The sequence below is a fragment of the Terrabacter sp. FW104-15G4B genome (assembly GCF_058790095.1).
In genome coordinates, this window is the sequence record NZ_JBYTCI010000002.1 from 183,945 (window position 1) to 210,379 (window position 26,435).

A 26,435-nucleotide genomic window follows, 5' to 3' on the forward strand; every position below is an offset into this window, starting at 1 on the left:
AACCCAAGCGGCGGCTGACGCGGGGGCGACCGGTGCGGCTCGGTCAGCGCTCCGACCGGAGGACGACGACGGCGGTGGCGATGGCGGCGACGCCCTCCCCACGGCCGGTCAGGCCGAGCCCGTCCGTCGTGGTGCCGCTGACCGACACCGGAGCGCCGGCCGCTCCGGACAGTGCCGCCTCTGCCTCGCCGCGGCGGGAGCCCACCTTGGGCCGGTTGCCGACGACCTGGACGGCGATGTTGCCGATCTCGTAGCCCGTCTCACGCACCAGGCGCGCCGCCTCCGCGAGCAGGGTGGTGCCGGAGGCTCCGGCGAGCTCGGGTCGGCCGGTCCCGAAGTGCGCGCCCAGGTCGCCGATCCCGGCAGCGGAGAAGATCGCGTCGCAGGCCGCGTGGGCCGCGACGTCGGCGTCCGAGTGCCCGTCGAGCCCTCGCTCACCCGGCCACCTCAGCCCGGCGACCCAGAGCTCCCGGTCCGAGCCATCGGGTGCGTATGCGTGGACGTCGACCCCGACGCCGACGCGCGGCAGGTGCGCCATCAGGCGTCCTTCCAGTCGATCGGTCCCCGGTGGACCTTGTGCGGGGCGGCCTGCGCCACCGGCTTGACGACCATCGTGTCGATGTTGACGTGCTGCGGGAGCCCGACGACGAACCCGACGCACTCCGCGACGTCCTCGGCGACCAGGGGACGGTCGACGTTGTCGTAGACCTTGTCGGCCGCCGCGCGGTCGCCGTGCAGGCGGGTGAGGGAGAACTCCTCGGTGCGCACCATGCCGGGGCGGATGTCGATGACGCGGATGTGCTCGCCGTTGAGCTCGAGACGCAGTGTCTCGGACACCACGGAGGTGCCGTGCTTTGCCACGACGTAGCCGGCGCCGCCCTCGTAGACGCGCTCGCCGGCGATGGAGCTGATGTCGACGATCGTCGCCCGTGCCGACTGCCGCAGCAGGGGAAGCGCAGCCTGGGTCACCCGCAGCGTGCCGAGGACGTTGGTGGCATACATCCGCTCCCACTCCTGCGGGTCGCCGTCCTCGACGCGAGTGACTCCGAGCGCGCCGCCCGCGTTGTTGACCACGACGTCGCAGCGGCCGAGCGACGCGACGCCCGTGGTCACCGACTCCGGGTCGGTGACGTCCATGACGAGGGCGCGGGCCGACCCGCCGCCGTCCTCGATGCTCGCAACCACCTCGTCGAGCTTCTCGCGGCGGCGCCCGGCGACGACGACGTGGAAGCCGTCCTGCGACAGTCGTCTCGCGACGGCGGCCCCGATGCCGGTGCCACCTCCCGTGATGAGGGCCGTCGGGCGGGACTGGTCGCTGCTGAGGTGGTCGCTCGTCACCCCGCCGAGGATAGGGGTCGCAGCCGGGTCAGCGGATCAGGAGGCGGGCGGCCGCGTCGAGGTCGGCGGCAGTGGTCACCTTCAGGGCCCGCACGTCTCCCTCGACGACGAGGACCCGCTCGCCGAGGCGCTCGACGAGACCGGCGTCGTCCGTGGCGACGCTCGAGACGGCGTGCGCCCGCTCGAGCACGTCCCGCCGGAAGCCCTGCGGCGTCTGGACCGCACGCAGGGCCGCACGGTCGGGCGTGCCCACCACGAGCCCGTCGTCGTCGACCTGCTTGATCGTGTCGACGACGAGCGTGCCGGGCACGACCGCGACGGCCCCGCCCGCCACCGCGGCGACCACCCGGTCGAACACCTCGACCGGTGTCAGGCACCGCGCCGCGTCGTGCACGAGCACGATGTCGACCTGGTCGCCCAGGGCTCGCAGACCGGCTGCGACCGAGTCGCCCCGCTCGGCCCCGCCGACGACCACGGTCACGCGGCAGCCCGACCCGGCCTCACGGCATACGTCCTCGACGAGGCTGCCGGCCTGCTCGCGACGGGACTCCGGAGCCACCACCACCACCTCGGCGACGGCCGCACACGACAGCACCCCCCGCAGGGCGTGCCCCAGCAGGGGGACGCCCGCGAGGGGCACGAACGCCTTGGGCACACCGGCCCCCAGACGCGAACCGGAGCCGGCCGCGACGACGATGACGCCGACGCGACCGGCCCCGGTCTCGTTGTTCAGGATGCTGCCCGGATCAGGAAGCGAGGACCTCGTCGAGGATGGTCTCTGCCTTCTCCTCGTCGGTCTTCTCCGCGAGCGCGAGCTCGGAGACGAGGATCTGGCGCGCCTTGGCGAGCATGCGCTTCTCGCCGGCCGACAGACCGCGGTCCTGGTCCCGGCGCCACAGGTCACGAACGACCTCGGCGACCTTGATGACGTCACCCGAAGCCAGCTTCTCGAGGTTCGCCTTGTAGCGACGCGACCAGTTGGTCGGCTCCTCCGTGTGCGGGGTGCGCAGGACCTCGAAAACCCGGTCCAGACCCTCCTGGCCCACGACGTCGCGGACACCCACGAGGTCGCAGTTCTCGGCGGGGACCTCGATCGTCAGGTCACCCTGAGCGACCTTGAGCTTGAGGTAGAGCTTGTCCTCTCCCTTGATCGTCCGTGTGTTGATCTCTTCGATCAGTGCAGCCCCGTGGTGGGGGTACACGACCGTCTCGCCGACCTTGAAAACCATCTGCTGTTTTCCCCTTTCGCGACCTCAAGATTATCACGAAGCGGTGCACATCGCGATCTCAGGATCCGGCATCTGCGCAGGTCAGAGCCACAGTCGCAGGTCAAGGGGGCGAGATCGGGCCCTTGACAGAACGCCGGTTCACGTGCATCACGGGGGTCCGACTGCTCGCCGAGCCGCGTCCCGACGACGCGCGGCGGGTGCTCCGTCCCGCCCTGATCGGCGCCGGTAGGCTGGTGCCCGTGAAGCGTCGATACCCCGCCATGAGCCCCGTGCGCCGCCCGTCCACCCGCCAGGTGTCGACCCTGCTCGCCGGTGTGGCCCTCGCCGTCGTGACGACCGGTTGCCAGCTCGAGAACCCAGTCCAGACCAACGCTCCCTACCAGCCCGCCGACGGCGTGCAGGCGGACGTCGGCCAGCTCGCCGTGCGCGACCTGGTGCTCGTCGGCAACGGCACCGGCCCGGTGGTCATCTCCGGGTCCGCCTACAACTACGGCAACCAGGACCTCACGGTCCAGATCGCGCCGCAGCCGGACCCCAATGCGACCACGCCGCCCTCCGGGTCCGAGCTGCAGCTGCGCCCCTACGAGCAGGTCGACCTCTCGACCAAGGGCCTGCAGCTCACGGGCATCACGACGCGCCCGGGGGGTCTCGTGCCGATGACCCTCACCTCGAGCGCCGGCGGCACCACGGTCGTCAGGGTGCCCGTGCTGCCCGTTTCCGGGTACTACTCGACGGTCACGCCCGCGCCGACCGGCAGCTGAGCCGGCGCCACAGCGGTCGGCTGCGCCGGCGCGAGAGCGGTCACGCCGCCTCGAACTTGTAGCCGAGACCGCGGACCGTGACGATGTGCACGGGGTTCGCAGGATCCGGCTCGATCTTGGCGCGCAGGCGCTTGACGTGCACGTCGAGCGTCTTGGTGTCACCGACGTAGTCGCTGCCCCACACCCGGTCGATGAGCTGCATCCGGGTCAGGACCCGCCCCGAGTTGCGCAGCAGGATCTCGAGCAGCTCGAATTCCTTGAGGGGCAGCGTGACCGAACGCCCCTGGACGCGGACCGTGTGGCGCTCGACGTCCATCCGGACCGGGCCGGACTCGAGCGTCGCAGGCAGCAGGTCCTCGGGCTCGGCTAGCCGGCGCAGCACCGCCTTGACCCGTGCGAGCAGCTCACGGCTCGAGTACGGCTTGGTGACGTAGTCGTCCGCGCCGATCTCCAGGCCGACGACCTTGTCGATCTCGCTGTCCTTGGCGGTCACCATGATGACCGGCACCGTCGAGCGCTGGCGCAGCGCACGGCATACGTCCACCCCGGAGAGCCCGGGCAGCATCAGGTCCAGCAGCACCAGGTCGGCGCCGTTCTTGTCGAACTCGGCCAGGCCGTCCGGCCCGGTCCCGGCCACGGCGACGTCGTAGCCCTCCTTCTTCAGCAGGTAGGACAGCGGGTCGGAGAACGACACCTCGTCCTCGACGATGAGAATGCGACTCAAGACGGGCCTCTCAGGGTGGGGAAGCGTGGGTGTGGATGCTCGGGTGGTCAGCAGTGGTCAGCAGTGGTCAGCGGTCGTCAGCGGTCGGGCGAGGTCTGACGCGGCCTGGCGGGGTCGGGCTGCTCCAGGAGCCGGTCGGCGTCCGCGACCAGGGCGGCCGGCACGGCCGGGGCCTGGGGAGCGATAGCGGCGGACGCGTGCGCGGCGGGCAGCTCGATCGTGAAGGTGGACCCCCGGCCGGGCTCGGACCACACCGACACGTTCCCGCCGTGGTTGTCTGCCACGTGCTTGACGATGGCGAGACCGAGGCCGGTCCCGCCGGTGGCTCGCGAGCGCGCCGTGTCGACGCGGTAGAAGCGCTCGAAGATGCGCTGCTGCTCGTCGGCCGGGATGCCGAGGCCCTGGTCGGTGACCGACACGTCGATGACGCCGGACCGGCCGTGGCGGACCATGACCCCGACGCGGGTGCCGGAGTCGGAGTAGGCGATGGCGTTGCCGATGAGGTTGCTGACGGCTGTCGTGACGAGCTCGGCGTCACCCCAGACCTCGCACCCGTCGTCGATGGCCGTGACGAGCTCGATGCGGTGCTCGTCGGCGATGAGGCGGCTGCGCTCGGTGGCGTCGCGGGCGCACGCGCCGACGTCGATGAGCGTCGGGTCCTTGATGACGTCGGCCCCCTGCAGGCGGGACAGCTCGACGATCTCCTTGACGAGGCGCGTCAGCCGGTCGGACTCCACGCTCATGAGCTTCGCGAAGCGGGCGACCGCCTCCGGGTCGTCATGGGCGTCGAGCACGGCCTCGGCGAGCAGCGAGATGCCGCCGACCGGGGTCTTCAGCTCGTGGCTGACGTTGGCGAGGAAGTCGCGGCGGATCTCCTCGACACGGGCGGCCTTGGAGCGGTCCTCGACGAGGAGGAGCACGTGGTCGGCACCCAGGGGCGCGACGCGGGCCGCGACGACGAGGCGGCCGTCGCCGATCCCCTTCTGGAGCGTCAGCTCGGCCTCCCGGATGACGCCGTCACGGCGTACGGCCCGGGCGAGGTGGAGCAGCTCGGGGTGGACGAGCTCCTGTCCACGCACCAGGCCCTGCGCCACCGCGGCCGGGGAGTTGTTGACGACCCGGTCCGAGGAGTCGACGAGGATGCCGCTCGAGCGCAGCACGGCGATGACGTCACCGACGCCCGGGGGCAGGGGATGGTCCGGAAGGGGCGATTCCTCGCCCTCGGTCGAGCGGTCCGAGAGGCGTACGGCGACCATCGCGACGCCGCCCAGGGCGAGGCCGGCGATGCCACCGAGCGTTGCCGCGGTCGTCGGGTCCACGACACTCAGGGTACGCATGGAGTCGAGCTCCGCCGACCAGGCGTAGCGGCGTCGTGCGGGGAGTGAACCCACTGTTCACCTGAGCGCCCCCACCCATTCACGCGGGCCTGCGAACCTACGCATCAGCGGACCCGTGTCGCCCGTCCCCCGTATGCCGCGTGCGCACCTCACGCAGTGGCACTCTGGCTCGACACGAGCGCCCGACACCGCACGACCGGCAACCGACAGGAAGACCATGCGCGACCAGTTCCACGAGGACCTCGACACCATCTCGGACCAGCTCGTCGAGCTGACCCGTCTCGCGGGGTCGGCCATCTCCCGCGCGACGACCGCGCTCCTCGACGCCGACGTGCACCTGGCCGAGTCGGTGATCGACGCGGACCGCAAGCTCGACGACATCCGGATCGACCTGGACGAGCTGTCCATCGACCTGCTCGCCCGCCAGCAGCCGGTGGCCACCGACCTGCGCATCGTGGTCACGGCGATGCACATGAGCTCGGACCTCGAGCGGATGGGCGACCTGGCCCGCCACGTCGCCAAGGTGGCGCGGCTGCGCACGCCGGACTCGGCGGTGCCTCCCGAGCTGCGCTCGCACATCCTGCAGATGGGCCAGGTCGCCGAGGCGATCGTGGCCAAGTGCGGCTCCATCATCGCGAGCAAGGACGTCGCCGCCGCCATCGCGCTCGAGAAGGACGACGACGCGATGGACGAGCTGCACCGCCAGCTCTTCGCGGCGCTGCTCGACGAGAACACGTCATGGCCGCGCAGCGCGATCCTCGACCTGACCCTCGTCGGCCGTTACTACGAGCGGTTCGCCGACCACGCCGTGTCGGTCGCTCGCCGCGTCATCTACCTCGTCACCGGTGAGTACGACCAGAACGTCAGCTTCGACCACGAGGACGACGAGGACGCCGACGTGATCGCCGAGATCGAGCGGGACGAGAACAGCGACCGCAGCGCCTGACGCCACCCCCACCTCCTTTTTCACCGTCGAAAGGCCACAAACCGGGCTCCGCCTGGTGGCCCTTCGACGGTGAGGGGCCGGTTTGTGGCCTTTCGACGGTTGGGGGGTGGCGGGGTCGGGTGTCAGCGGCCCTGGTTGGCGACGGCTGCGGCGGCTGTCGCGGCGGCCTCGGGGTCGAGGTAGCGCCCGCCCGGGGTCACGGGACGGAACGACTCGTCGAGCTCGTAGACGAGCGGCATACCGGTGGGGACGTTGAGGCCGGCGATCGCCTCGTCCGAGATGCCGTCGAGCGTCTTGATCAACGCGCGCAGCGAGTTGCCGTGAGCGGCGATGAGCACGGTCAGGCCGTCGGCGAGGTCGGTCTGGATCTCATTCTCCCAGTAAGGCATCAGGCGCGTCACGACGTCCTTGAGGCACTCGGTGTCGGGCATCGCGGGGCCGAGGCCGTGGTAGCGGGCGTCGCCGTGCTGCGAGAACTCGTCGTCCCGGTCGATGGGCGGCGGCGGCACGTCGTACGAGCGGCGCCACAGCATGAACTGCTCCTCGCCGAACTGCTCGAGCGTCTGCTTCTTGTCCTTGCCCTGCAGCGCGCCGTAGTGCCGCTCGTTGAGGCGCCAGTCGCGCTTGACCGGGATCCAGTGGCGGTCGGCGGCGTCGAGCGAGAGGTTCGCGGTGGTGATGGCCCGGCGCAGCAGCGAGGTGTGCACGATGTCGGGCAGGATGCCGGCCTCCTTGAGCTGCTGACCGGCCCGCACGCCCTCGGCGCGGCCCTTGTCGGTCAGGTCGACGTCGACCCAGCCGGTGAAGAGGTTCTTGGCGTTCCAGTCGCTTTCGCCGTGGCGGACGAGGACGAGCGTGTAGGTCATGCGGCCAAGCCTATCGACGGCCGATCAGCCCCCCGACGCGTCGTCCAGCAGGTGACGGAAGGCGTCGAGGTTGCGGGTGGACTCCCCGCGCGACACGCGCCAGGCCCACTCCTTCCTCATCGAGCCGAGGAAGCCGAGCGCGAGCAGCTCGTTGAAGACGTCGTCGCTCGCCGCGAGCACGATCCCGAAGAGCTGGTCGAGGTGCTCCGGCTCGACGGCGACCGTCGGCACCTCTCCCCGCAGGTAGACGTCGCCGTCGGTGTCGATGGCATACGCGACGCCCTGCAGGCGCAGGTTCTTGCGCAGGAGGGTGCGGTAGAACGCCTCGTGGTTCTCGTCGGGGTTGCGGATGACGAACGCACTGACGCTCGTCGTCCGCTCGCGCACGAGCACCGACACGACCGTCTTGAGCTTCTTCTCGCCGGGCAGCGTGACGACGTACTCCCCCGCGCGACCGCCGAGCTCCCACTCGAGCCCCACGGAGCCGAGGTATGCCGTGAGCCGGCCTTCCGCGGCCGCGGCCGGGTCCCGCTCCGGCGATCCCTCGTCGCGCACGGCGTTCACGGGATCACCGCGGTGGGCACGCCGACGAGGTGCAGTCCCTCGTCGCCGGCGGCTTCGCTGCCACCGGTCGCGCGCTCGCGGATGGCCTGGCGGTAGACCTCGAGGAGCCGGTCGGTCGTGGCGCTCCAGCCGAACTGCGCGGAGTGCCGGACGGCGGCGTCGCCCAGGGCCAGGCGTCGGGCGTCGTCGTGCAGCAGGTCGTCGACGGCATCGGTCCAGTCCGGTGTGGCGTGACCGTCGACCAGGACGCCCGCGTCGCCGACGGCGGTCGGCAGCCCCCCGACCCGGGCGGCGACGACGGGGGTGCCGCAGGCCTGGGCCTCGAGCGCGACGAGGCCGAACGACTCCGAGTGGCTGGGCACGAGCACGAGGTCGGCGGCGCGGTACCACTGCGCCAGGACCGCCGGCTCGACCGGCTTGACGAAGCGCACGACGTCGTCGACGCCGAGGGACCGCGTCAGCTCCTCGAGCTCGTGTGGCCGGGTGAGCCCGCTGCCGCTCGGGCCGCCGACGACCGCGACGGTGAGCCGCTCGCGGCGCTGCGGGTCGCGGCGCACCAGCTCGGCGGCCACGCGCACGAGCACGTCCGGCGCCTTGAGCGGCTGGATGCGTCCGACGAAGAGGAGCAGCTGACCCTCGACGGGAAGTCCGAGCTCTCGACGGGCTGCCGAGGTGTCACCGGGACTGAAGGTGGCGAGGTCCACACCCGGCGGCACGACGGACACCTTGGCCGGCGGGGCGGCATACAGCTCGACGAGCTCACGGGCCTCGTCGTCCGTGTTGGCGATGAGCCGGTCAGCGGCCTCGACGACCTGGACCTCGCCGATCTCACGGCCGCGCGGCTCGGGCGCGTCGCCATCGGCGAGGTGGAGGTTCTTGACCCGGGCCATCGTGTGCATCGTGTGCACGAGCGCGACGCGCCAGCGGTCGGCGGCGAGCCACCCGACCTGGCCCGACAACCAGTAGTGCGAGTGGACGAGGTCGTAGTGGTCCTCGGGCACCGAGAGCCCGGCCTGCATGATGCCGGCGGAGAAGGCGCACAGCTGCCCCGGCAGGTCGTCCTTGCCCAGGCCCTCGTAGGGGCCGGCCGTCACGTGGCGCACGCGTACGCCGGGCACGAGCTCGACCTCGAGCGGGGTGTCGCCGGTGGTGCGGCGGGTGAAGATGTCGACCTCGACTCCCCGGGCAGCCAGTTGCTTCGCGGTCTCGGCGACGTAGACGTTCATCCCGCCGGCGTCACCGGTGCCGGGCTGCTCGAGGGGCGAGGTGTGGACGCTGATCATCGCCACGCGCTGTGGATCGGCCGCCATCGGCTTCCCTTCGTCCTGGGTCTCGTCGTCCCGCTCTTCCCGACTCAACCACACGCACGATTCGATGTATTCCGGCGCCACCCTTGACGCCGGTACACATCGACCCACGCTGAAAGGACGGTTTCGGACCGCCGGCAGCTGCTGGCTAGGCTGCCACGGTGCCCTCCCGCCAGCGCCCCGTCGGCACCGTCACCCGGGGCACGACGAACCCGAACCGGCTGCGGCGGTGTGACCGGTGGATCGCCGGACCACAGGCCTGGCGCCTACGCCGCAGCCCGACCGCTCCCGTCGTCGTCGACCTCGGCTACGGCGCCTCTCCGGTGACCGCGGTCGAGCTGCACGACCGTCTGCGACGGGTGCATTCCGACGTGCAGGTGGTCGGCATCGAGATCGATCGGGCCCGGGTGGCCGCCGCCAAGCCGCTCGAGCGCGAAGGACTGGGCTTCCGGCTCGGCGGCTTCGAGGTGCCCTTGGACGGTGGCGCGCGCCCCACCGTCGTGCGGGCCTTCAACGTGCTCCGCCAGTACGCCGAGGACGAGGTGCCGTCCGCGTGGGCCAAGGTGCAGGAGCGGCTGGCCCCGGGCGGCCTGCTCGTCGACGGGACGTGTGACGAGATCGGCCGCCGGGCCGCCTGGGTCGCGGTCGACGCGTCCGGCCCGGTCAGCCTGACCATCTCGATGCGCCTTGGTGGGCTCGAGCGGCCGTCCGACGTGGCGGAGCGGCTGCCGAAGTCCCTCATCCACCGCAACGTGCCCGGAGAGCCGGTCCACGCCTACCTCTCCGACCTCGACCGGGCCTGGGCCCGCAGCGCGCCGCAGTCGTCGTGGGGCGCCCGCCAGCGTTTCCTCGCCGCCGTCGCGGAGGTGGGTGAGAGCTGGCCGCTCCTGGACGGCCCCTCACGCTGGAGGATCGGCGAGCTCACCGTGGACTGGACGGCCGTCGCACCGGCCACCGGCTGAGGTCAGCCGAGCTCAGACCGGGCTCCCCGGGCCGTGTCCCGCCCGCAAGCCGCCTCAGCGGACGTAGTCGTCCTCGAGCCGCTCGATGTCGGTCTCGTCGAAGTGGCCGAAGCCCACCTCGAGCAGGCGCCCCGGGCGGTCGCCGGAGTTGCCCATGCGGTGGATGGCGTTGCGCGGCACCCAGACGGTCTCACCCGGCTGGGCGCTCCACGTGCGGTCGTCGACGGTCACGTCGATCGGCACGTCCAGCACCTGCCACATCTCACCGCGGTGGTCGTGGCGCTGGAGCGAGAGCCGGTGGCCCGGCTGCACCGTGATGATCTTGACGGTGACCTGCTCGTTGGAGACGAACTGCTGGAACTGGCCCCACGGCCGCACCGCGACGAAGATGTCCTCGGCGGGGTTGCGGTCCCCGAGCTCGTAGTCATCTGGCGTGTGCACCGGTGGGAGGTCGCTCTCCAGGACCTTCGGGACAGGGTCCCAAACGGTGGCACCCGCACGGTGGTGGTCGGTCATGGTTCCCCCATCATCGGTGGATGTTCAGTGTGCCTCACATCGCTACCGCTGATGCACCGGACGAAGGATAGTGCCTACCAGCCGCCGCTCGAACGGCCACCGATGCCCCGGACCTGGCGCAGTGCCGGGCGGACATCGGCGAGGTAGACCGCCGACCCGACGAAGGCGAGGAGCCCGAAGATGCTGAGCGGGTTGAACAAGGTGACGAAGCCGATCGCGAGCGCGACCCCCAGCACCACGAGCCAGAACGTACGCGTGCGCTTGCCGGCCGCCACATAGGCGTTCTCGGGGTGGCGCAGGGCGTCGACGAACGCGAAGATCTCACACCCGAGCGCGACCGCGCCGAGGACGAGGAGGACGACGCTCTGGAACCCCGAGTACAGCTGCATGGCGCAAGCGTAACCCGCTGGAGCCCGCTGGCCCCGGTTCGGCGTCTCAGGCGTCGACGACGAGCGTGACCGGCCCGTCGTTGACGAGCGAGACCGACATCATCGCCCCGAATCGCCCCTCCGCGACCTCGAGGGCGCGCTCCCGCAACGCCGTCACCAGGGCCGCGACGAGGGGCTCGGCGACGGGGCCCGGGGCGGCCGCGCTCCAGGACGGCCGTCGGCCCTTGCGGGTGTCGGCATAGAGCGTGAACTGGCTGACGACGAGCACCGGAGCCCCGGCCTCGGTGAGACTCTGCTCGTCGCGCAGGATGCGCAGCTCGGCGATCTTGCGCGCCATCCGCTCGACCTGCTCCGGCCCGTCGTCGTGGGTGACGCCGACGAGCGCCAGCAGCCCCGGGCGGTCGATCGAGCCGACGACCTCGCCGTCCACCTCCACGTGCGCGCGGGTCACGCGCTGGAGCACCGCCCTCACGACGACCTCGGCACGACGCGCCGCGTCAGATGCCCACGGCCACGACAGCGCCCACCGGCTGACCGTGGCCGAGAACGGGCTGGTTCTCCAGGACCTCGAGCAGGTCCTCGTCGCCGACCCCGATACGGCGGAGCACGGCGGCGAGGAGCACGCTGCGGGCCCGGGACGACCCGTCGGCCACCTTCAGGGCGATGCCACGCCCGTCCGCGAGACCGACGGCGTAGACGGCCTCCGCGCCGTCCTTGGCGACGAGCCCGTCGACGGACCGGATGAGGGCGGTGACGTCCCGGTGGGTGCCGCCGAGGTACTCCGGGAAGTCACGGATGGCCGTCGCGATCCGAGCCTCCGGTCCGGACGTGGCGGCCGCGAGCCGCCCGAACGAGCGCGCGAGGCCAGTCAGCGGGACAGCGTGGATCGGGGCGCCGCAGCCGTCGACGGCCACGGCGCTCGGCTCGAAGCCCGTGAGCTCACTGACGACGTCGGCGATGGCCTGCTGCAGCGGGTGCTCGGGGTCGCGATAGGTGACAAGGTCCCACCCGTTGACGACACAGGTCGCCAGCATCGAGGCGTGCTTGCCGGAGCAGTTCTGCACGATCGACTGCTTCGGGCGGCCGCTCGCGATCCACGCGATGCGGGCGGCCTCGTCGTAGGGGTAGTCCGGCGTGTTCTGCAGGTCGGTCTCGCTCAGGCCCGCGCCGGCGAGGATCTCGCGGGCGGCCTCGACGTGGAAGGCCTCACCGGAGTGGCTCGCGCAGGCGAGCGCAAGGAGGCGACCATCGGTGGCGAGTCCGGCCCGCACCATCGCGAGCGCCTGCAGCGGCTTGCTCGAGCTGCGGGGGAAGACCGGGCCGCTCGCGTCGCCGACCTCCAGCTCGACGGACCCGTCGGGCGCGGTGACGACGGCGGTGCCGTGGTGGACCGACTCGACGAACCCGGCCCGGACGACCTGCGCGACGACCGGTGCATGGGCGAGCGCGGCGCTGACGTGGTGGTCAGGCGCGGAGGTGGCAGACGGGGTGAGGTGTTCGGACACGACCCGAAGTATGCCGGAGGAACACGAACGGGCCGCCACCCCGGGTGGGGTGGCGGCCCGGTCAGCGGGCCGGCACCGAGCGTCAGCTCGTCGAGCCAGAGGTGGTCGTCGTGCTCTGGGCCGGCGTCGTCGCCGGAGCCGACTTCTTGGCGGGCGTGGCTTTCTTCGTGGCGGACTTCCTCGTCGACGAGGCCTTCTTCGCCGGCGTCGCGCGCTTGGTCGCGGTCTTGCTGGCCCTCTTGGTCGTCGCCTTGGCCGCCGTGCCCGAAGCGGCCTTGGTGGCCCTCTTCCTGACCGGGGCCGTCTTGCGGGCGACGGTCGCGTTCGCGTCGTCGGTCGTGGCGGAGCTGCGAGCCGCGACCTTGCGGGTGGTTGCGGCCTCGACCGCGTTGGCCCGGCGCGTCGCAGCGGCCTTCTGGGCCGTCGACCGGCGGATCGCCTGTTCGTGCGCGGCGGTGCGCGTGACGGGGACCGGGGCGGCGGCCGACTCGACGGCCTCGGTGGCGGCCCCGACCTGCGAACCGACCTTCGACGCGTCCTTGGCGATGACGTCCGCCAGGGTCTGGGCGACCTTGGTGCCCTCGGTCACGGCGGTTCCGGCGACGCGACGCCCACGCGTCACCGTGGCCGTGCCGCGCTCGGCGAGGTCGTATGCCGTCCGCTCCCCCTGGGCGCGCAGGTCGGTGACCACCTTCTCACCGCGGGCGGCAGCTGCGCCGTACTGGTCCTTGGCGTTGCTGGCGATGACGAGGCCCTCGTTGAGGACGCGGGCCGGGAGGTCCTGTGCCTGCGTGACGAAGCGCTCGGCATACGTCGTCGCGAGCTTCTGTAGCTCCGCGGTGCGGCCCTGGAGGTCGGCGATGCGCTTCTGGAGGTCCTTCTGCAGCTGGTTCGCCTCCTTCTTGGCGCCCTTGCGCAGGTCGACGTTCTTGGCCTGCTTGCGGGCGACCTCGAGCTGCTCGCCGGCGGTGCGCACGGTGTCGATCGCGATGTTCGCGGCGCCGACCACGGCGTAGAACGGCGTCGCGTCGACCTGCACCTCGGGCATGCGGCCCTCGACCTGCACGAGCTGGCCGCGCACGTCGGCCACGGCGGCCTCGGCCTGCTTCTGGGCGTCCCTGACGGCCTGGGTGATCTTCTTGCTGACTGCCATCTCAGTTCTCCTTCTCGTTGAGCTCGGGGGCAGCGGTTTCGCTGCGCGACGGGCGGCCGCGCGGGGCTGCGGGTGCAGCCGTCGTCGCGGGAGGTGGTGGCGGCGCGGCTGCGGCCGGGGTGGCCCCGCGCTCGCCGACGAACGACAGGTAGATGTCGACGAGCACCGTGCGTTGCCGGTCGGTCAGGACCGGGTCGGCGGCGATGGCGGAGAGGACGTCCGGGGTGGCGGCAGGGTCGCTGTCGGCGACCCGCTCGTCGAGGATGCCGGCCCGGACGTAGAGCGACTCGGCCGAGACCTGCAGCCCCTTGGCGATCTGCTGCAGGATCTCGGCACTGGGCCGTTTGAGCCCGCGCTCGATCTGCGACAGGTAGGGGTTGGAGACTCCGGCCATCTCGGCGAGCTGCCGCAACGACAGCTGGGCGCTCTCGCGCTGCTCGCGCAGGTAGGCCCCGAGGTCGGGTAGCGGAAGCTTGCTCATGCCTCCATTGTGCTAACTACAGCAAGCAGAATGCAAACTCTGGGAAGCGTGAGACGTCCCACACACGACTCTCAGGGGGTTCTGCGGTCCTTGATCGCGAGCACCTCGCGCGCCTCCGTGGTCGACATCGGTGGGCGCTGCATGACCGTGGCGATCTCGGCGGCCCTCGCCACGAGCTCTCGGTTGTCGGCGACCGGCCGGCCCTTGGCATACACCAGGTTGTCCTCCATGCCGACCCGCAGATGGCCGCCGGCAGACAGGGCCGCGGCCACGATCGGCAGGTGCGCCCGGCCGATCCCGGTGGCCGACCAGCTCGTCACCTCGGCCGGGAGCATCGAGACGCCGGCGAGGAGCGCCTGGGGCGTGCCCGGCATCGAGCCCGGCACCCCGGTGACGAAGTCGACGTGGACCTTGCCGCCGTAGGGCAGGCCGCACTCGTCGATGAGCCGGCGCAGCGCGTGCACGTGACCCAGCTCGAAGAGCTCGAACTCCGGCACGACCTCCCGTTCCTGGGCCTGGCGGTAGAGGTCGACCATGAAGCCCCACGGGTTGAGGAAGACGCCGTCGCCGAAGTTCGTGGTGCCGCACGTCAGCGAGCAGGAGTCGGGGCCGGCGTCGAGCACGGTCAGGCGCTGCTCGAGCGGGTCGGTGATCGACCCGCCCGTCGAGAGCTGGACGACGAGGTCGGTGGCCTCGCGGACGCCGTCGACGGCTTCCTTGAGCAGCACCCCGTCGAGCGTCGGCTGGTGCTCGCGGTCACGCACGTGGATGTGGATCAGCGCCGCGCCGGCCTCCTCGCAGGCGACCGCCGTCTCGACGAGCTCCTCCGGCGTGGTCGGCAGGGCCGGGACGTCGGCCTTGGCCGTCTCTGCCCCCGTCGGCGCGACGGTGATCAGCGTGCTCGCCGGGGCGGACCGGGCGCGTGCGGTCGTCATGGCGCTCATCCTGCCAGCGCCCGCGCCGCCAGGGCTCAGGGCGCGACGATCGTCGTCTGTGCCGCAGAGAGGTCGTCGACGAGCAGCTCGAGGGCGGGGTCGGTGTTGCGCTTGATGATCGCCAGGGCGATGGGCCCGTCGACGTGGTGACGCCCGACGGACGTGACGTGGCCGATCACGCGCTCTCCCGCACGGACCTCGCTTCCCCGCGCCGGAAGGACGTGGCCGGAGCCGTCGAGGTGGAGGAAGACCAGACGGCGCGGCGGCCGGCCGAGGTTGTGTACGCGAGCGACCGTCTCCTGCCCGCGGTAGCAGCCCTTGTGCAGGTGCACCGCGGTACGCAGCCAGTCGACCTCGTGGACGATCGTGCGGTGGTCGGTCTCGAGCCCGAGACGTGGGCGCCACGCGGCGATCCGCAGCGCCTCAGCCGCCCAGAGCCCGGCCACCGGCCGGTCGCCTACTGCGGCAACGAGACCCGCCCGCGGCACGATGACCTCTCGCCAGGCACGCTCCGTGCCGGGATGGTCAACCACCGGGCCGTATGCCGTCGTGTCGCCGACGAGGTCGGGCCACGGGTCGCGCCAGGCCAGGGGCTCGCCCGCGACCGACTCGCTCGCGTGCGGCTCGCCGAGCACGGCCCAGTCGTCGGTGACCAGGGCGACCTGGACACGCAGCATGAAGCGCATCTTGTCGAGCCACCCGGCGAGCGCCGGGCCGGCGCCGGGCTCGGTCGTGATCCACATGGTCTCGCCGTCGTCGACGAGGTGCAGCGAGTGCTCGACGTGGCCCTTGGGCGTCAGGATCAGCGCCTCACGTGACTGGCGCGGCTCGATGCCCAGGAGGTGCTGCGTCGTGAGCGAGTGGAGCCAGGTCAGCCGGTCGGGTCCGGTGACGGTCACGACGTCGTGGTTCGAGAGGTCGACGACCGCGAGGCCCTCCTCGAGCAGGCGCTGCTCTCGCATGGGGTCGCCGTAGTGCAGGGCGACACCCACCTCAAGCCCCTCGCCCGCCACGGCGCCCGGGCGTGACAGCAGCGGGCTCGTCGTCGGCCGGGTGGGCAGCTCCACGTCGCTCATGTTGGGTGGAACGCTCACGGCATACCCCTCATTCCGTGGTCACTCGACGCGCTTGAGCGTGGCCGACACGTGGCTCTGGAGCTCCTGGCCCACGGCTGCCATGTCCATGACCCACAGCAGGTTGGACTCGACGAGGCCGTACATCCGCGTCGCCGCGTTGTACTCCTTCGCACCGGGTGAGCGCAGGACGCCGTCGGTCTTGAGCTGGATCCTGGCCGGCTCGACTTTGCCGTAGTAGAGCTCGAGGATTCCGGTCGGGTGGGCGAGCAGCAGCTCCACCTCGCCGTTCTCGAGCGGACGCCAGAAGCCGGACTCAACGGCGGCCGGGCGCACCTTGGCGCCGTTCTCGGAGTCGAGGATCCAGGCGCGGCTCTCCCACTTGAGGAAGCCGCGCCCGTCGTGGGTGACCTCGACCTCCTGGCCGAAGTGCGCGGACTCGATCGTGGGATAGCCCACGACACCCGCGCCCTCCCAGCGTCCGATGAGCCAAGCCAGGGGTCGCAGCGGCTCCGGGATGTCCTGGTCGAGGTTGAACATGCGCCCGATCGTAGCCTGAGGCCATGGACACCCCTGCGCGCTCGCTCGTCGTCAAGGTCACCGCCGGCACCGAGGCTCCGGAACGCCTCTCGCAGGCCTTCACGGTCGCCGCGACAGCCGTCGCGAGCGGCGTCGAGGTCTCGCTCTGGCTGACCGGGGAGTCCACGTGGATGGCCGTGCCCGGGCGGGCGGAGCAGTTCGAGCTGCCGTATGCCGCCCCGCTCGTCGAGCTGCGCGACGCCGTGCTCGCCGGTGGACGGCTCACGGTCTGCACGCAGTGCGCGGCCCGGCGGGACCTGACGCCGGAGCAGCTCGTCGACGGCGCAGTCATCAAGGGAGCGGCGGTCTTCGTCGAGGAGGTCATGGCGCCGGGCGCGCAGGCCCTCGTCTACTGACTCCCTCACTCGCTTCCCAACCGTCGAGAGGCCACGAACCGGGCCCGGTTCGTGGCCTTTCGACGGTTGTCAGGTCGCGAACTTCGGCCTTTCGACGGTTGTCAGGTCGCGAAGTCTGGCCTCTCGACGGTCAGGGGAGGACGGCGAAGAGGTGCACCACCGCGCCGACGACGAGGACCGAACCGACGCCGGCACCCACCTGACCTCGGGCGGTCAGCATCGCCGGCTGGAGCGCGAACACCCGCCGGAACGACCACGACGCGGCGCCCGCGGCGGCGCCGATCCCGAGCGCCTCCGGCGTGCCGATCCCTGTGCTCAGGGACGCGGCGAGGAGCGCCGCGGCGACGCCCAGGACCAGCGCGACCACTCCGAGCACCGGAGCGAGCAGGCGCACGCCGGCGAGCAGGTCCGTCGCGACGGCGGCGACGACAGCCGCCATGGCCACGAGCGCGACCGTCTGACCGCGGTCTGTGTTCGCGGCCACCACCGCGGTGGTTCCCGAGGCGATGACGACGAGACCGCCGAACGACGAGAGCAGGGTGAGCACCAGGCCCTCGCGGCCCCCGCGCCGGACCAGCTGTCCACAGAAGGCCAGCAGGATGCCGAAGGCGACCGCAGCCGGCACCCACAGGAGGTCCGCCCGCAAGGCGCTCAGCACGATCGCGACGGAGGCGACGGCGAGCACGACCGTCGTCGGGGTGGGCGTGTAGGAGCCGGTCAGCAGTGGCCAGCCCCACGACAGCGCGAGAGCGAGCACGAGCGTCACGCCCAGCGTGGCGGCATACCCCGTGCCCTGGGCGACCAGGAGCGCGACCGCGGCGACGAGCGTCGCGGCGACGCCCAGCCAGCGGACCCGGTCAGCGGCCACGGGCGAGAGCGGGAGGTGCATCGACCCGGCGCCCCCGGAGGCGTCGGGGCCGGGCTCGCGCAGGGCCGCGTTGTCCTCAGGCACGGGCGCCATTGTGCATCACCCGCCGGCGAAGGGCGGCAGCACCTCGACGGTCACGCCGTCGGCCACCGGTGCGTCACGACCCACCTTGCGCCCGTCGAGCAGGAAGGTCGCCACCGAGGCGACCCGCTCGAGCGCCGGGTGCTCGGCCACGGCCGCGTCGACCACCTCTCCGACGGTGGCGCCCGTCCGCGGCTCGCTGTCGGAGCCCACCGCAGCCCGAGCCGCTGCCCAGTAGCGCACGATGACCGTGGCAACCGGCGCCGGCGTGCTGCCGTCTCCGTGAGCGGGCTCGGCGGTCGGTGCCGTCGTGCTCGGCTGGCGTCCAGTCGGGCCCATCTCACTCCGTCTCATCGTTGGTGCGGTGCGGTCCGCGGGTGTCCAGTCTCGCCTATCCTGCACGAGATGGCCCGACTGCTGCTGCTCACCAACGCGCTGGCCCCCAGTGCCGAGGTGCTGCCTGCCCTCGGGCTGCTGAGCCACACGGTGCGGGTCCTGCCCGCCGAGGCCACGGCGCTGGTCGACTCCCCCGACTGCGATGTCGTCATCGTCGACGCGCGGCGCGAGCTCGCCAGTGCCCGCTCCCTGTGCCGGGTCCTGCGCACGACGGGCATCGGCACGCCCCTTCTGGCCGTCCTCACCGAGGGTGGCCTGGCTGGCCTCACGGCCGAGTGGGGCCTCGACGACGTCCTGCTCGACTCCGCCGGGCCGGCCGAGGTGGACGCGCGCCTGCGCCTCGCCATGACCAGGGGCCAGGACGACGAGGCCGCCCTCGACATGCCGATCACCTCCGGCGAGCTGGTCATCGACGAGGCGAGCTACTCGGCGAAGCTGCGGGGGCACCCGCTCGACCTCACCTACAAGGAGTTCGAGCTCATCAAGTACCTCGCCCAGCATCCCGGACGCGTCTTCACCCGCGCCCAGCTGCTGCAGGAGGTCTGGGGCTACGACTACTACGGCGGCACCCGTACCGTCGATGTCCACGTGCGGCGGCTGCGCGCCAAGCTCGGCCCCGACCATGAGGCGCTCATCGGCACGGTCCGCAACGTCGGCTACCGCCTCGTGCCGGACCGCACCGGCGCTACGGCGCCTGAGCCCGCCGACGCCTGACCTGAGCCGCTGGCCCGACGGGTGCTGCCTGCCCGGCCCTGCGCAGGGCCCTCCGGACGGCCCTCTCTGGGAGGGAACGTGAAGCGGGCCCCCCCCCCGGGGGGGGGCGGGGGCGCGTCCGTCCCCGTCGACAGCGCCCCCGGGTCGGGGACGGGCCGCTTCGAGGTCTCGCCGCGTCAGGGAACCACGGTGATGCGCGTGGCCGGGGCCGGCGCGTAGTTCGCGTTCTCCGGCTTGGCGAGGTAGTTCGCGAAGGCGTCGATGTCGAGCCCACCGAAGTACTTGCCGGTGCCACCCTGGAAGGCGGGGAAGTTGTCGCCGCCGTCCGACAGGAAGTTGTTCGTGACGATGCGGTACGAGGCAGCCTTGTCGACCGGCGTGCCGTTGATTGCGACAGTCCCGTCGACCACCTTCTGCGTGGCCGTGCTCCAGGTGTAGGTGAAGCCCTTGTTGACCTGCAACATCTTGGCGTTCGAGCCGGAGTTCGACCCGGTCCGCTGCGCGTTGAGGACGTCGTAGATCTGCTGACCCGTGAGGTTCATCGACACGAGGTAGTTGTTGAACGGCTGGACGTTGAACGCCTCCTCGTAGGTGACAGCGCCGGGCGCCTCGGCGTACTTGGAGTTCGCGTACGTGAGGTCCGTGCGGATGCCCCCGGGGTTCATGAAGGCCGCGACCGGCGTCTGGCCGCCGGTGACGACCGACGGGTCGGCCAGCTGGGCGTCGGCGATGAGGTCACCCAGCGGGGACTCCCCGGCTGCGTTCTGCGTGCGCACGATGTCCGCCGAGATCGTGCCAATGATCTTGCTCGCGATCGCCTTGACGAGCTCCTTGTACTTCGCGAGAAGCTTCGTCTGGGCCTCGTCCGGGGTGACGGTCCGCGTCACGAGGTTGTTGACGGAGTCGGCCTCGGTCGGACGGACGATGTCGGAGGTGCGACGGTCGTAGGTGACCTCGGTGTCGTTGTAGAGCCGCCCGAAGGACGACGCCGACGTGACGAGGCGCGGGACGCCGTTGGAGTCCGGGATGGCGCACACGTAGGGCTGGTGCGTGTGGCCCGAGATCACCATGTCGATGGCCGGGTCGAGGTTCTTGACGATCGGGACGATCGGCGAGTCGGCCGACAGCGAGCCGCCGCCCTTGCACGTGTAGTCGTACGGCGTGTTGGCCGGAGGGGTGCCGCCCTGGTGCACGAGGACGACGATGGCGTTGACGCCCTGGGCCTTGAGGACCGGGACGAGGGCGTTGGCGGTCTTGACCTCGTCGTTGAACTGGAGGCCCGCGACGCCGGATGCCGTGACGATGGACGGCGTCTCCTTGAGCGTCATGCCGATGAAGCCGATCTTGGCCCCGTCGAAGTTCTTGACCCAGTAGGGCGGCAGGATCGTCTTGCCGGTCGCCTTCTCGACGACGTTGGCCGCGAGGTACTGGAACCTCGCACCGGTGAAGGTGCCGGCGGGGCAGGAGTTCTGGTTGTTGGCGCCGGCGCCGTCGTCGATGCAGCCGCCGTTCTGCAGGCGCTGGAGCTCCTTGTAGCCCTCGTCGAACTCGTGGTTGCCTACGGACGTGGCCTCGAGGCCGAGGTTGTTGAGAGCCTCGACGGTCGGCTCGTCGTGGAAGGCCGCGGACAGCAGCGGGGAGGCCCCGACCATGTCGCCGGCCGCGACGGTGACGCTGTTGGGATGGCCGACGCGGGCCTGCTTGAGGTGGGTCGCGAGGTACTCGACGCCGCCGACCGCGGTGGTGTCGGTCTTCGTCGGGCCGGTCTGCAGCGTGCCGCTCGACCCGGACGGGGTCTCGAGGTTCCCGTGGAAGTCGTTGAACGACAGGATCTGGATCGGGAACTGCGTCTTGCCGGGAGCCTTGCTCGTGTCAGGGCTCGCGGTGGGTGCGGCGAGCGCGGGTGCCGCGAGGGCCGCGGCGCAGATCCCTGCGACGGCGACGCCCGTGATGCGGCGGGTGGTACGGGACATGTGTTCCCCTTGTCAGCGGTGTGGATCGCGTGCCCATCGGCACCCCACGCGAGGCTAGTGCCCGCGGGTGCCCGAAAGGGGCGCGCTGCGTAACTATGTGGTGAATTGCCGGAGGCGCCGGAGGACGGGACGTGCCCGGTCTCGCGCCTGGTGTGCAGGGCCCCCTGCCCTGCCCGGACCCTAGCGGGGAACACCGACGACGGGGAGCCCCCAGAAGGGCCCTGTGGTGGAATCTCGGTATGCCGAGCCCGACGGTCGCCCGACGCGATTCGACCCACCCGCTCACTCCCGGCGAGTCCGCCGCCGCCCTCGAGCTGGCGGCCCGGGCCGCAGAGGCCGACGGCTCCGAGCCGCTGTCGGAGCAGTTCCGCCTCTCTCTGCGCGACCGGCAGCACGAGGGCGTCGACCACCTCCTCGCCATCGGGCCGGACGGCGAGATCGTCGGCTATGCGCAGGTCCGGACGGGTGACGGGCCGCCCTCCGGTGAGCTCGTCGTCGCGCCCGGCGACCGGCGACGCGGCGCGGGCCGCGCCCTGCTCGCGAGCCTGCCGGACGGCATACGCCTCTGGAGCCACGCGAGCGGCGCCGCGGCCCAGGCGGCCTCGGCCTTCGCCGCCGCGAACGGGCTCGAGCCCGTGCGCTCGCTCCACGTCATGGGCCGCGACCTGCAGACCGGCCCCGCCTGGCCGGAGGCGGCCCTCGACGAGCGGTATGCCGTCCGCTCCTTCGAGCCCGGACGTGACGAGGACGCCTGGCTGGCCCTCAACGCCGCGGCCTTCGCACACCACCCGGAGCAGGGTTCGATGGGTCGGAGCGACCTCGACCAGCGGATGCGCGAGCCGTGGTGGGACCCGGCCGGTCTCATCCTCGTCGTGGAGGCGGACCGTCCCGACGTGCTCGCCGCCTCACACTGGACCAAGGTCGACCCGCCCGGTGGTGAGGTCGGCGAGGTCTACGTCGTGGCAGTCTCACCCGACCGCCAGGGCCAGGGTCTCGGCCGGGCGGTCACCGTGCTCGGCCTCGACCACCTGCGCTCCCTCGGGCTGCGGCGCGTCGTGCTCTACGTCGACGAGGACAACGTCGCCGCCGTGCGGACCTACACGGCACTGGGCTTCGAGGACCTCGAGGTGCATCGCCAGTTCGCCCGGGCCAGAACGTCGGTCGACACGTCGAACTCGCAGCTGCCCCCGGTCGACTGAGACGAGTTCACCCTCGGGTCGCTCATCGGTGTCACGATGGGCGCATGAGCACCGGCAGCCTCACTCCCCCTGGCCTCCACGAGGACGGCCCCGACCCGGCCGCATCCCAGGACGCGGCGAGGGCCTCGACGGCCGTGACGGTGGGCCCTGCGGCCGAGGAACCCGCGAGCGAGGCCGCCGAGATCAGCTCGTTCACGAGCACCGTGCCGACGCGACGCATCCCCCAACGGGCTCCCAACGGCCGCTTCGTCGGGCCCCGCCAGGAGGGCGCGGCCGACCTGCCGGTCGACCGGTACCTCGAGCGGGAGCTGTCCTGGCTGCAGTTCAACGAGCGGGTGCTGCAGCTGGCCATGGACCCGGCTGTGCCACTGCTCGAGCGCACCCGTTTCCTCGCGATCTTCGCCAACAACCTCGACGAGTACTTCATGGTGCGGGTGGCCGGCCTCAAGCGCCGTATCGCGACCGGGCTCGCCGTGCGCACGGCTGCGGGCCTCGAGCCCCGAGAGCTCATCGAGCGCGTGGCCCGCCTGGCCCACGAGCTGATGCAGCAGCACGCCTCCGTCTTCCAGCACGACGTGCGCCCGTCGCTGGAGGACGAGGGCATCACGATCGTCCGCTGGGACGACCTCGACGAGGACGACCGGGAGCCCCTGCACTACTTCTTCGCCGACCGCGTCTTCCCGGTGCTGACGCCGCTGGCCGTCGACCCGGCGCACCCGTTCCCCTACATCTCGGGCCTGTCGCTCAACCTCGCCGTGCTGCTGCAGAACCCGAAGACCGGCACCGAGCACTTCGCTCGGGTCAAGGTGCCGCCGAGCCTGCCGCGTTTCATCCTCGTCGAGGAGGACATCGACGCCGAGGTCGAGCGCAAGCGGTTCGTGCCGCTCGAGGACGTCATCGCCAGCCACCTCGACCAGCTCTTCCCCGGGATGCTCGTGCAGGAGCACTTCAGCTTCCGGGTCACCCGCAACGAGGACCTCGAGGTCGAGGAGGACGACGCCGAGAACCTCCTGACCGCCCTCGAGAAGGAGCTGACCCGCCGGCGCTTCGGGCCGCCGATCCGCCTGGAGGTCGAGGACGACATCGACCCCAAGGTCCTCGACATGCTGGCCCGGGAGCTGCAGATCAGCGACCGCGAGATCTACATGCTGCCGACGCCGCTGGACCTGCGTGGCCTGTTCACCGTCGCCGACGTGGACCGATCCGACCTCGAGTTCCCCAAGTTCTTCCCGCGCACCCACCCGGACTTCGCCCCAACCGAGAGCGCCAAGGCCATCGACCTGCTCGCGGCCGTGCGTCAGAAGGACGTCCTGGTGCAGCACCCCTACAACTCGTTCTCGACGTCGGTGCAGGCCTTCATCGAGCAGGCCGCGAACGACCCGAAGGTGCTGGCGATCAAGCAGACGCTCTACCGCACCTCCGGCGACTCCCCCATCATCGACGCCCTCATCGACGCCGCGGAGGCCGGCAAGCAGGTTCTCGCCGTCGTGGAGATCAAGGCGCGCTTCGACGAGGTCAACAACATCTCGTGGGCCCGCCAGCTCGAGGAGGCCGGGGTCCACGTCGTCTACGGCGTCGTCGGCCTCAAGACCCACGCCAAGCTGTGCCTCGTCGTGCGCCAGGAGTCCGAGGGCCTGGTGCGCTACTGCCACATCGGCACGGGCAACTACAACCCCAAGACGGCACGTGTCTACGAGGACTTCGGCCTGTTCACCACCGACCCGCAGGTCGGTGAGGACCTCTCGCGCCTGTTCAACCTGCTCTCCGGCTTCGCCCCGCGGAGCAAGTTCAAGCGCCTCCTGGTCGCCCCTCGGTCGGTGCGCTCGGGGCTGATCGACCTCATCGACGAGGAGATCGACATCCACGAGTCCCGGCACGAGAACGCGCCCCCCGGGCGCATCGTGCTCAAGGCCAACTCCATCGTCGACGAGGCCCTCATCGACGCGCTCTACCGGGCCAGCATCGCGGGGGTCCGGGTCGATGTGTGGGTGCGCGGCATCTGCGCGCTACGACCCGGCGTCGAGGGTCTCTCCGAGAACATCCGCGTCCGCTCCATCCTCGGGCGCTTCCTCGAGCACTCCCGAGTCTTCTGGTTCGACCACGGCGGCGACCCCCAGGTCTACATCGGCAGCGCCGACATGATGCACCGCAACCTCGACCGCCGCGTCGAGGCGCTGGTGCGCATCGCCGAGCCGGCGCACATCGTCGAGCTCGCCGACCTCATCGACCTGGCCTTCGCCGACACGACGTCGCGCTGGGACCTCGGCTCCGACGGCCGGTGGGTGCGCCACCACCTCTCCGACTCGAGCGAGCCGCTCGACGATCTCCAGGAGAAGCTCATCGAGCGCCACGACAAGCGACGCCGCAAGGCCCGCCGGCGCTGAGCACGGCGGGACACGGCTGGAACTCGCACCTAGGGTGGGCCCATGACGTCGGTCAGGCAGGTCCAGGTCACCTTCGACTGCGCCCAGCCCGAGCGGGTCGCCCGCTTCTGGTGCGAGGTGCTGGGCTACGTCGTGCCGCCACCACCGCCGGGGTTCGCCACGTGGGGCGACTTCGACCACTCACTGCCGCCCGAGCGCCAGGGTTCGGCGTTCGCGTGCGTCGACCCGTCAGGGGTGGGCCCGCGGCTGTTCTTCCAGCGCGTGCCCGAGGGCAAGGTCGTCAAGAACCGGCTGCACCTCGACGTGCGGGTCGCCACCGGGCTCGTGGGCGAGGAGCGCCTGGAGGCACTCGAGGCGGAGTGCGAGAGACTGCTCCCCCTCGGCGCGGCACGCGTGCGCCTGCTGGTTGCCGATGGCTTCAACGAGTCGTGCCTGGTGATGCAGGACGTCGAGGGCAACGAGTTCTGCCTCGACTGAGAGTTCCCGACGTGGTCAGGCCGCCCCACCGGCACGCCGCAGCACGTCTGTCGCCGCCCGACCGACCTGCCCGGCTGACCGGCATACGGGCAGGTTGGGTGTCGGGAGGACCGCGCGACCGCCATCGGGCAGACTGGCGCGCGTGGCCTCTGTGATCCCCGCCGCCGGCACGCTGCCATGGCGACGTCGCGACGGACGTCTCGAGGTCGCCCTCGTGCACCGTCCCAAGTACGACGACTGGTCCTGGGCCAAGGGCAAGCTCGACCCCGGCGAGCGCCCGTGCGTGGCCGCTGCCCGCGAGACCTTCGAGGAGACGGGGCTGGTCGTGCGCCTGGGGGTGCCGCTGCCGTCGGCGGAGTACCCCGTGCTCGACTCGACCGGTGGCCCCGCGACGAAGCAGGTGCACTACTGGGCCGCGCGGGTCACGGGCGGCACCGGCGCGCTCGAGCACGAGATCGACGAGGTGGCCTGGGTCGACGTCCGCACGGCGCACGACCGGCTCGACTACGCCCGCGACCGTGAGCAGCTGCTCGCCCTGGTCCGCGCCGAACGCGCCGACGAGCTTCGGACCTGGCCGCTTGCCCTCGTGCGGCACTCCAAGGCGACGCCGCGCGGCAAGTGGGGCGGCGACGACCGCCGCCGCCCGCTGGACGCCGTGGGCCGTGCCCAGTCCACGACCGTCGCCGCGGTGCTCGGGGCGTACGGGGTGACGCGACTGGTGTCCTCGTCCTCCACCCGCTGCGTCGCGACGCTGGAGCCGTATGCCGTCGCCCGCGGACTGCGCCTGCGCACCCGTGACGCCCTGTCCGAGGAGGGCTTCGCCGAGAGCGAGGTCGACGCCGTCGCCCAGGTGCAGCGGCTCCTCGAGCGCGGGGACCCGGCCGCCCTCTGCAGCCACGGGCCGGTGCTGCCGACCCTGCTGGCGCTGCTCCACCCACGAGTCGCGCCGTCCCCTGAACGACCCGGCGTCGCGGAGCAGCTGCGGGCGGCCGGCGCCGAGCCGATGGGCAAGGGCGAGGTGCTGGTCTGCCATGTCGTCGGACGCGGCGAGGACGCGCGCGTCGTGGACGTCGAACGCATCGACAGCTGACCGTTCGGGCCGCCGGAGCAGGGGCCGACGCCAGTCGTCGAGGCCGTCAGTCGCGACTCGTCGAGGTGGCTCTCGAACCCTCCATCGTGCGTCGATCCGCGCGTCCGCGCACCCCAGGTCAGACCCCTCCCCAAGTCGTCGCCGTGCGTTCACCCCGCGTTAACCGCACGTGGGCGGCTGGTCATCCGGCGGTCTTATCTTCGCGGTGGATGAAGTCCACGCACCTCGGTCG

General features: G+C 71.6%; 30 protein-coding genes. 9 read left to right on the forward strand and 21 right to left on the reverse strand.

All coding sequences use genetic code 11. The annotated features are described in order from the left end of the window. Nucleotides 1–43 precede the first annotated feature (43 nt). From ispF to AC3WRT_RS02710, 4 genes are all read right to left on the reverse strand, one after another. Entirely contained in the window at nt 44–538 is a 495-nt protein-coding gene (gene ispF / locus AC3WRT_RS02695; RefSeq protein ID WP_492718813.1) for a 2-C-methyl-D-erythritol 2,4-cyclodiphosphate synthase, read from the reverse strand. Then, a complete protein-coding gene (locus AC3WRT_RS02700; protein ID WP_492718815.1) occupies nt 538–1,338 on the reverse strand; it encodes an SDR family oxidoreductase in 801 nt (266 codons plus the stop codon). Before AC3WRT_RS02700 ends, ispF begins: the two co-directional genes overlap by 1 nt. Before the next feature lie 28 nt (nt 1,339–1,366). After that, entirely contained in the window at nt 1,367–1,993 is a 627-nt protein-coding gene (ispD, locus tag AC3WRT_RS02705) for a 2-C-methyl-D-erythritol 4-phosphate cytidylyltransferase (RefSeq protein ID WP_492718817.1), read from the reverse strand. 91 nt (nt 1,994–2,084) lie between these two features. Next, nucleotides 2,085–2,567: a CarD family transcriptional regulator gene (locus AC3WRT_RS02710; RefSeq protein WP_030199704.1), complete on the reverse strand. Its 483-nt coding sequence runs from the start codon at nt 2,565–2,567 to the stop codon at nt 2,085–2,087. Nucleotides 2,568–2,806: 239 nt separating this feature from the next. On the opposite strand from AC3WRT_RS02710, the gene AC3WRT_RS02715 reads away from it, so the two are divergent. After that, a complete protein-coding gene (locus AC3WRT_RS02715) occupies nt 2,807–3,328 on the forward strand; it encodes a hypothetical protein (protein WP_492718820.1) in 522 nt (173 codons plus the stop codon). Between the two features lie 40 nt (nt 3,329–3,368). On the opposite strand, the gene AC3WRT_RS02720 is transcribed toward AC3WRT_RS02715, so the two are convergent. Both AC3WRT_RS02720 and AC3WRT_RS02725 read right to left on the reverse strand, forming a co-directional pair. Continuing rightward, the gene (locus AC3WRT_RS02720) at nt 3,369–4,052 is read right to left on the reverse strand and encodes a response regulator transcription factor (protein ID WP_492718822.1); all 684 of its coding nucleotides are present in this window, start codon (nt 4,050–4,052) and stop codon (nt 3,369–3,371) included. A 77-nt stretch (nt 4,053–4,129) separates the two neighbouring features. After that, nucleotides 4,130–5,371 (reverse strand): sensor histidine kinase, encoded by a 1,242-nt coding sequence (locus AC3WRT_RS02725; RefSeq protein WP_492718824.1) that lies wholly within the window; start codon nt 5,369–5,371, stop codon nt 4,130–4,132. 235 nt (nt 5,372–5,606) lie between these two features. Between AC3WRT_RS02725 and phoU the strand changes: the two genes are divergently transcribed. Beyond that, a complete protein-coding gene (phoU, locus tag AC3WRT_RS02730; RefSeq protein WP_492718826.1) occupies nt 5,607–6,335 on the forward strand; it encodes a phosphate signaling complex protein PhoU in 729 nt (242 codons plus the stop codon). Between the two features lie 122 nt (nt 6,336–6,457). Here the strand turns inward: phoU and AC3WRT_RS02735 are convergent, their stop codons facing one another. From AC3WRT_RS02735 to mshA, 3 genes are read right to left on the reverse strand one after another with little or no spacing between them, the layout of a single operon-like run. Continuing rightward, nucleotides 6,458–7,201, reverse strand: coding sequence for a phosphoglyceromutase (locus tag AC3WRT_RS02735; RefSeq protein ID WP_492718828.1), 744 nt, complete (start codon nt 7,199–7,201; stop codon nt 6,458–6,460). A gap of 24 nt (nt 7,202–7,225) precedes the next feature. Next, entirely contained in the window at nt 7,226–7,756 is a 531-nt protein-coding gene (locus AC3WRT_RS02740; protein WP_492719134.1) for a type III secretion system chaperone family protein, read from the reverse strand. Between the two features lie 5 nt (nt 7,757–7,761). Beyond that, a complete protein-coding gene (gene mshA / locus AC3WRT_RS02745) occupies nt 7,762–9,075 on the reverse strand; it encodes a D-inositol-3-phosphate glycosyltransferase (protein ID WP_492718830.1) in 1,314 nt (437 codons plus the stop codon). Between the two features lie 158 nt (nt 9,076–9,233). Between mshA and AC3WRT_RS02750 the strand changes: the two genes are divergently transcribed. Then, a complete protein-coding gene (locus tag AC3WRT_RS02750) occupies nt 9,234–10,034 on the forward strand; it encodes a class I SAM-dependent methyltransferase (protein WP_492718833.1) in 801 nt (266 codons plus the stop codon). 54 nt (nt 10,035–10,088) lie between these two features. On the opposite strand, the gene AC3WRT_RS02755 is transcribed toward AC3WRT_RS02750, so the two are convergent. The 9 genes from AC3WRT_RS02755 to AC3WRT_RS02795 all read right to left on the reverse strand — a co-directional run bounded on the left by AC3WRT_RS02755 (nt 10,089) and on the right by AC3WRT_RS02795 (nt 16,626). Beyond that, complete coding sequence (locus tag AC3WRT_RS02755; RefSeq protein WP_492718836.1) at nt 10,089–10,550, reverse strand: phosphomannose isomerase type II C-terminal cupin domain; 462 nt, start codon at nt 10,548–10,550, stop codon at nt 10,089–10,091. A gap of 74 nt (nt 10,551–10,624) precedes the next feature. Further along, the gene (locus tag AC3WRT_RS02760) at nt 10,625–10,939 is read right to left on the reverse strand and encodes a DUF2516 family protein (protein WP_492718839.1); all 315 of its coding nucleotides are present in this window, start codon (nt 10,937–10,939) and stop codon (nt 10,625–10,627) included. A 46-nt stretch (nt 10,940–10,985) separates the two neighbouring features. Then, entirely contained in the window at nt 10,986–11,411 is a 426-nt protein-coding gene (gene dtd / locus AC3WRT_RS02765; protein WP_492718842.1) for a D-aminoacyl-tRNA deacylase, read from the reverse strand. A 25-nt stretch (nt 11,412–11,436) separates the two neighbouring features. Further along, complete coding sequence (locus AC3WRT_RS02770) at nt 11,437–12,444, reverse strand: asparaginase (protein WP_492718844.1); 1,008 nt, start codon at nt 12,442–12,444, stop codon at nt 11,437–11,439. Nucleotides 12,445–12,526: 82 nt separating this feature from the next. Beyond that, a complete protein-coding gene (locus AC3WRT_RS02775) occupies nt 12,527–13,597 on the reverse strand; it encodes a hypothetical protein (protein ID WP_492718848.1) in 1,071 nt (356 codons plus the stop codon). A gap of 1 nt (nt 13,598) precedes the next feature. Beyond that, nucleotides 13,599–14,078: a helix-turn-helix domain-containing protein gene (locus tag AC3WRT_RS02780; protein ID WP_492718851.1), complete on the reverse strand. Its 480-nt coding sequence runs from the start codon at nt 14,076–14,078 to the stop codon at nt 13,599–13,601. Nucleotides 14,079–14,149: 71 nt separating this feature from the next. After that, a complete protein-coding gene (locus AC3WRT_RS02785; protein ID WP_492718854.1) occupies nt 14,150–15,013 on the reverse strand; it encodes a beta-keto acid cleavage family enzyme in 864 nt (287 codons plus the stop codon). A 35-nt stretch (nt 15,014–15,048) separates the two neighbouring features. After that, nucleotides 15,049–16,089 carry a CAF17-like 4Fe-4S cluster assembly/insertion protein YgfZ gene (gene ygfZ, locus AC3WRT_RS02790; RefSeq protein WP_492719137.1) on the reverse strand — a complete coding sequence of 347 codons (1,041 nt, stop codon included), beginning with the start codon at nt 16,087–16,089 and terminating at the stop codon, nt 15,049–15,051. Nucleotides 16,090–16,128: 39 nt separating this feature from the next. Further along, a complete protein-coding gene (locus tag AC3WRT_RS02795; RefSeq protein ID WP_492718856.1) occupies nt 16,129–16,626 on the reverse strand; it encodes a heme-binding beta-barrel domain-containing protein in 498 nt (165 codons plus the stop codon). Between the two features lie 23 nt (nt 16,627–16,649). On the opposite strand from AC3WRT_RS02795, the gene AC3WRT_RS02800 reads away from it, so the two are divergent. Then, nucleotides 16,650–17,021, forward strand: a complete 372-nt coding sequence (locus AC3WRT_RS02800; RefSeq protein ID WP_492718858.1) for a DsrE family protein — start codon at nt 16,650–16,652, stop codon at nt 17,019–17,021. A gap of 130 nt (nt 17,022–17,151) precedes the next feature. On the opposite strand, the gene AC3WRT_RS02805 is transcribed toward AC3WRT_RS02800, so the two are convergent. Both AC3WRT_RS02805 and AC3WRT_RS02810 read right to left on the reverse strand, forming a co-directional pair. Next, nucleotides 17,152–17,982, reverse strand: coding sequence for a hypothetical protein (locus AC3WRT_RS02805; RefSeq protein ID WP_492718862.1), 831 nt, complete (start codon nt 17,980–17,982; stop codon nt 17,152–17,154). Nucleotides 17,983–17,988: 6 nt separating this feature from the next. Continuing rightward, a complete protein-coding gene (locus tag AC3WRT_RS02810; protein ID WP_492718864.1) occupies nt 17,989–18,324 on the reverse strand; it encodes a MoaD/ThiS family protein in 336 nt (111 codons plus the stop codon). A 51-nt stretch (nt 18,325–18,375) separates the two neighbouring features. Between AC3WRT_RS02810 and AC3WRT_RS02815 the strand changes: the two genes are divergently transcribed. Further along, nucleotides 18,376–19,080 carry a response regulator transcription factor gene (locus tag AC3WRT_RS02815; RefSeq protein WP_492718866.1) on the forward strand — a complete coding sequence of 235 codons (705 nt, stop codon included), beginning with the start codon at nt 18,376–18,378 and terminating at the stop codon, nt 19,078–19,080. A 176-nt stretch (nt 19,081–19,256) separates the two neighbouring features. Here the strand turns inward: AC3WRT_RS02815 and AC3WRT_RS02820 are convergent, their stop codons facing one another. After that, nucleotides 19,257–21,053 (reverse strand): bifunctional metallophosphatase/5'-nucleotidase, encoded by a 1,797-nt coding sequence (locus AC3WRT_RS02820; RefSeq protein ID WP_492718868.1) that lies wholly within the window; start codon nt 21,051–21,053, stop codon nt 19,257–19,259. 239 nt (nt 21,054–21,292) lie between these two features. On the opposite strand from AC3WRT_RS02820, the gene mshD reads away from it, so the two are divergent. From mshD to AC3WRT_RS02840, 4 genes are all read left to right on the forward strand, one after another. Continuing rightward, nucleotides 21,293–22,252 (forward strand): mycothiol synthase, encoded by a 960-nt coding sequence (mshD, locus tag AC3WRT_RS02825; RefSeq protein ID WP_492718870.1) that lies wholly within the window; start codon nt 21,293–21,295, stop codon nt 22,250–22,252. A 44-nt stretch (nt 22,253–22,296) separates the two neighbouring features. After that, nucleotides 22,297–24,636: an RNA degradosome polyphosphate kinase gene (locus AC3WRT_RS02830; protein WP_492718872.1), complete on the forward strand. Its 2,340-nt coding sequence runs from the start codon at nt 22,297–22,299 to the stop codon at nt 24,634–24,636. A 42-nt stretch (nt 24,637–24,678) separates the two neighbouring features. Further along, nucleotides 24,679–25,113, forward strand: a complete 435-nt coding sequence (locus tag AC3WRT_RS02835) for a VOC family protein (protein ID WP_492718874.1) — start codon at nt 24,679–24,681, stop codon at nt 25,111–25,113. Nucleotides 25,114–25,255: 142 nt separating this feature from the next. After that, a complete protein-coding gene (locus AC3WRT_RS02840) occupies nt 25,256–26,203 on the forward strand; it encodes an NUDIX hydrolase (RefSeq protein WP_492718877.1) in 948 nt (315 codons plus the stop codon). Nucleotides 26,204–26,435 lie beyond the last annotated feature (232 nt).